Source organism: Streptomyces sp. NPDC058955 (assembly GCF_042741435.1).
Taxonomy (GTDB): Bacteria; Actinomycetota; Actinomycetes; order Streptomycetales; family Streptomycetaceae; genus Streptomyces.
In genome coordinates, this window is record NZ_JBHYKM010000221.1 from 1 (window position 1) to 4710 (window position 4710).

The following is a 4710-nucleotide window of genomic DNA, read 5'->3' on the forward strand; positions in this document are numbered from 1 at the left end:
GCCCCCGCCCGCCCCGCCCGGGCCCCGCCCCCCGCCGCGTCCGGGGGCCCCCCCCCCGCGGGCGGCGCCCCCCACCGCGGGCTCGGGCGCCGGGGCCGCGGCGACCGGCGTCGGGGGGACGGGCGGCAGCGGCGGCTGGACCTGGGTCGGGGCCTCCGGACCGGGCGCCACCGGCGGCTGCGGGGCCGGCGCGGCCGGCTGCGCGGCGGGCGGCTGCGGGGCCGGCGCGGCGGGGGCAGGAGGCGTGGCGGGGGCGGACGGGGCAGTCGGGTCCGCCGGAACCTCGGTGCCCTCGTTCTCGGTGCTCACAGCTCGCTCTCCTCGTTCACGGCGCGGGGACGGTGACAGTCGCTCAAGGGTGCTGGACACAGCTTTTCCCACATGGCGTCAGGCCAGGGTAAGGCGGAGCTGTGCGTCCGCACCCCATTCTTTATATCCGGGCAGAACGGACAGGTTCCGTGTGCCCCGGCCGCCTCGCCAATGGCACCATGACGCGGTGACCCACGCACGGCAGCAACCACACCCCGGCCCCGTCCAGGTCGTCGCCCACCGAGGGGCCTCGGAGGACGCGCCGGAACACACCCTGGCCGCCTATGTGAAGGCCATCGAGGACGGCGCCGACGCCCTGGAGTGCGACGTTCGGCTCACCGCCGACGGACACCTGGTCTGCGTCCACGACCGCCGGGTCGACCGTACCTCGAACGGCCGCGGCGCCGTCTCGACGCTCGAACTCGCCGACCTCGCCGCGCTGGACTTCGGCGCCTGGAAGGCGTTCAAGGAGGACCAGGAGTCGGGCGGACCCGCCGAGAGCCCCGACTGGGGCGATCCCGAGTACACCTCGGTCCTCACCCTGGAACGGCTCCTGGAGCTGGTCTCCGACGCCGGGCGGCGGGTCGAGCTCGCCATCGAGACCAAGCACCCCACCCGCTGGGCCGGCCAGGTCGAGGACCGGCTCCTCGCGCTCCTGAAGCGTTTCGGCCTGCACGCGCCCGTGGCGCCCGAGGAGTCCCCGGTACGGATCATGAGCTTCTCGGCCCGCTCCCTGCACCGGATCGCCGTCGCGGCGCCCACCCTGCCGACCGTCTCCCTGGCCCAGTTCGTCACCCCCCGCCTGCGCGACGGACGCCTGCCCGCGGGCGCGCGCGTGGCGGGTCCGTCCATCCGGATCGTCCGTCACCACCCGGCCGTCATCCTGCGCCTCCAGAAGGCCGGCCACCAGGTCCACGTCTGGACGGTGGACGACCCGGAGGACGTCGAGCTCTGCCTGCGGCTCGGGGTCGACGCGATCATCACCAACCGCCCCAGGCAGGTCCTCGCGCACCTCGGGCGCGCCTGAGTCACGGCCCCCGCGGCCGCGCCGAGGGCGGCCGCGGGGGTGTGCACCGGCGCGTTCGACGCGTACGCGATCGTCACTTGTGCTCCACCCCACCCGGAACAGGCGGTTTCCGGTCGCCGTCGCCGGGGCATCCACACGGTGGCGTGGGGCGAAGGAGGTCTCGGGGGTGGCGTTGGTGGTGGCACAGAAGGTGCCCACGTCGTCGAGCATGGCCGTACCCCATGGCCCTGCGGGCGTGGGGGAAGCGCGACACCGGATGCGGGACGAGCTGTACCGCGGCGGGGTGTCGGAATCGGTCGTCGACGACGCGGTCCTGATCCTGTCCGAACTGCTCAGCAACGCCTGTCGGCACGGCAGGCCGCTGGGCCGGGGCGACCGGGGAGAGGGCGACGTGCTGGCGGCCTGGCGGCTGGATCCGTCGGGCGGGCTGACGGTCGAGGTGACGGACGGAGGCGGTCCCACGAGACCCGTCCCGTCGACGCCGTCGGTCACGGCACGCGGCGGACGCGGGCTCAACATCATCGGCGCCCTGGCCCAGGACTGGGGCGTGCGCGACAGCGCGACGGGCGAGGTCACGGTCTGGGTGGTCGTCACGGAGGGCCACCGCCGCGAGGACTTCGCGGCCCGCGTCGGCACCGGCGGCTCCGGCCTCGACCTCCTCGACGCGTACGACGACCTGGACTGAGCGGGGGCGCCACGAGGCGACAGGCGTCGAGCACGGGACGGTACGGGGGTTGGATCCGCGGTCGGTACGGGTCGTGAACCGGCCCGCACGGCTCGGGCCCCGGTCTGACACCGGGCAGTCGGCGCGCGGCCGACCCGTTTCGGACAGGTGCACGGCTGAGCGTCCCGTGGCGCCCGGGCGGCTAGGCTCGCGCCCGACACAGCACCGCGATCGGGAGAAAGCCACACCATGGCCAAGAAGCGCCCCCAGACGAAAGCCGGCAAGAGCGGCCAGGCACAGGTCACGAACGGGGAGATCCCGGTCGTCGGCGCGCGCGAGCCGTGCCCGTGCGGTTCGGGCCGCCGCTACAAGGCGTGCCACGGCCGGGCCGCCGCGCACGCCGCGACCGAGCACGTCCAGCGCCCCTTCGAGGGCCTGCCCGGCGAGTGCGACCTGGTCGCGCTGCGCGAGCTGGTGCCCGCCGCCACCGTGCCGCTCACCCTCAAGGGCGGCCTGCCCGAGGGCGTGCCGTCGGTGACGCTCGCGACGGTCCTGCCGATGGCCTGGCCCGCGCTCCGCCGCGACGACGGCTCCGTCCTGCTCGCCCTGCAGAACGACGGCACCTCCGGCGACCTGTCCCGCGACCTCGCCGACACGCTCCAGCGCGCGCGGGAGACCGCGCCCGGCAACCCGGTGCCGCCGCGCCGCGTCGAGCCCGAGGGCCCGCGCCTCCAGGACCTGCTCGACACGGACGCCCCGTTCGCGCCCGAGGTCCACACCGGCTTCGAGTTCTGGATCCCGCAGTCGGCGGACGGCGCCGACCCCGAGGTCGCCGCCTCCCTGGAGCGGGCCAACGCCGCCGCGATCCCCACCGTGAAGCTGGCCTCGGTCGACGCCGCCTACTGGTGCGAGACCCCGGACAAGAACCACCTGCGCTGGGTCATGCCGTACCCGGAGGAGAAGCTCCTCGACGCGCTCGCCCGCCTCCAGGCCGCCGGCACCACCTCGCTCGGCGCCGACACCCGCCTCGTCGGCTCCTTCCGCGCCCACGGCCTGATGGTGCCGGTGTGGGACCTGCCGTCGGCGATGACCGCCGAGCAGTGCGAGAAGCCGGCCGCCGAGTTCGCCGAGCGGCTGACCGAGGCGCTCGCCGTGGAGACCCCGCTGACCGCCGAGGAGCGGCGTGCGCGCGGCGGCCTCACGAACCGTCAGGTGACTCTCAGCTGATACCCCAGGTGGTATCGGTGACTGACAGACCGACCAGTCGGTGACTTCCGCCACAGCGGAACCTACGGAGCGGTAAATCCCTGTCCGAATAACCGAGATCGAATTTGCGAACCGCAGATCTCTTGTTACCGTTCTGGAAGCCCGGTCGCTGGTGCATCCCCCGTCGCCAGCGACCGGGCGTTTCCATGCCCGCCCCCCCGTCGCGCCGGGGCGCTCTCTCAACTCGCTTGGTCGTCGGCCGTGTTGCTGCCCGAGCGCAGCAGCAGCGGCGAGTCGCCGCCCTCGTCCTTCGCCGCGAACTCCGCCACCGCCGTGTGCGAACGGGCCGCTCCCGTCCCCGGCTCCCTGGGCGTCTCACAGGTGTCCGGCTCATCCCGCGCGGGCACCGCGCAGCGCACCTGGACGGTCCGCCCGCCGGGCGCCATGAGGGTCAGAATCGCGTCGATCTCCCGGCCGGTGGCGTTGCGGTAGTACGTCCGCGCCCAGACGTCCGGCCCCTCGGAGAGGACACAGGTCTGCGCCTCGACGCCCGCGGGCGAGGCGAGTTCGGGCCCGCAGCGGCTGATCCGCTCGGGCACCCCCGCGGGGGCGACGGCCCGGTGCTCCGGTGCGGGCGTCCGGGCCGCCGTGGAGGGCCGGGCGTTCTCCTCCGTACGGGCCTCCCGGCCGAGCCCCAGGCCGCCGAGCAGATCCCCGGCGACGCCCCCGGAGCCCGTACCCGTACCCGGGGAGCCACCCGGCTTGGCGTCCGCCGTGGCCGCCGTCGGCGGTGCGCCGCCGTCCGGGCCGCCGGCCTTCGCGGCGAGGGGGACCAGGACGGCGATCGCGACGGCGGTGCCGAGGCCGGCCATGCGGAGGTGCGCCGGGCTCAGCCGACTCATGCGACCCACCTGCTCTGTTCGGGGACCGCTCCGGGGCGGGAACGATCACGGACGGTGGGGCGAACCTACCGGCGCCGGACGGGCGCCCGGCGGGCCGCGCGCCCGATTCCCGTACGCGTCGGCCCAGGACACACCCGTTCGGGTGAACGGCGACGGGCACCCCGACCTCCCGGCACGCGCGCGTGCACGCGCTCAGCGCACAGGCAGACGCTCAGTACGCGAGCCGGCTCCCGCCGCCCGGCGTGGCCCTGCTCGCCTCGACGAGGGCGTCCACCACCGCCTCGACGTCCGGCAGCCACGGCCGCGCGGAGCCGGCCAGCGGCTCCCGCTCCCAGCGGACCTGGCCGGTGCCCGTCGTGGACGGCGGCAGCAACAGATAGCCGCCCTCTCCATGGAAGCGCAGCGAACTGGGCACGCTGTCCTTCGCGTACAGCAGCTCGCCGAGCCGTTCGAGGCCGTACGGGGCCACCAGGATCGACCAGCGGGTCGGCGTCGCCACCACCGGGCCGAGCCGCATGCCCATCCCGTCGAGGACCCGCAGGGCCCGCGCGCCCGCGAGGGCCGGGAGGCTCACCGCGCAGGGGGCGCGGCCGCCGGTGGCC

At 75.4% G+C, this 4710-nt stretch carries 6 protein-coding genes; 3 read left to right on the plus strand and 3 right to left on the minus strand.

What is annotated here, in order from left to right:
* Positions 1-309: hypothetical protein (locus tag ACFW1I_RS37955; protein WP_384678614.1), on the minus strand; the 309-nt coding region annotated here is incomplete at its 3' end.
* Positions 310-496: 187 nt separating this feature from the next.
* Between ACFW1I_RS37955 and ACFW1I_RS37960 the strand changes: the two genes are divergently transcribed.
* From ACFW1I_RS37960 to ACFW1I_RS37970, 3 genes are all read left to right on the plus strand, one after another.
* Positions 497-1336, plus strand: coding sequence for a glycerophosphodiester phosphodiesterase (locus tag ACFW1I_RS37960; protein WP_384678616.1), 840 nt, complete (start codon positions 497-499; stop codon positions 1334-1336).
* A 166-nt stretch (positions 1337-1502) separates the two neighbouring features.
* Positions 1503-2021 (plus strand): ATP-binding protein, encoded by a 519-nt coding sequence (locus ACFW1I_RS37965; protein WP_384678618.1) that lies wholly within the window; start codon positions 1503-1505, stop codon positions 2019-2021.
* A gap of 228 nt (positions 2022-2249) precedes the next feature.
* Positions 2250-3227: a DUF5926 family protein gene (locus tag ACFW1I_RS37970; RefSeq protein WP_384678619.1), complete on the plus strand. Its 978-nt coding sequence runs from the start codon at positions 2250-2252 to the stop codon at positions 3225-3227.
* 218 nt (positions 3228-3445) lie between these two features.
* On the opposite strand, the gene ACFW1I_RS37975 is transcribed toward ACFW1I_RS37970, so the two are convergent.
* Both ACFW1I_RS37975 and ACFW1I_RS37980 read right to left on the minus strand, forming a co-directional pair.
* Positions 3446-4108, minus strand: coding sequence for a hypothetical protein (locus tag ACFW1I_RS37975; RefSeq protein WP_384678621.1), 663 nt, complete (start codon positions 4106-4108; stop codon positions 3446-3448).
* A 211-nt stretch (positions 4109-4319) separates the two neighbouring features.
* Positions 4320-4710: bifunctional DNA primase/polymerase (locus ACFW1I_RS37980; protein ID WP_384678623.1), on the minus strand; the 391-nt coding region annotated here is incomplete at its 5' end.

Coding starts and splice junctions, on each gene's coding strand:
- ACFW1I_RS37970 (WP_384678619.1), top strand. CDS start 2,250: ATGGCCAAGAAGCGCCCCCAGACGAAAGCCGGCAAGAGCGGCCAGGCA.
- ACFW1I_RS37975 (WP_384678621.1), bottom strand. CDS start 4,108: ATGAGTCGGCTGAGCCCGGCGCACCTCCGCATGGCCGGCCTCGGCACC.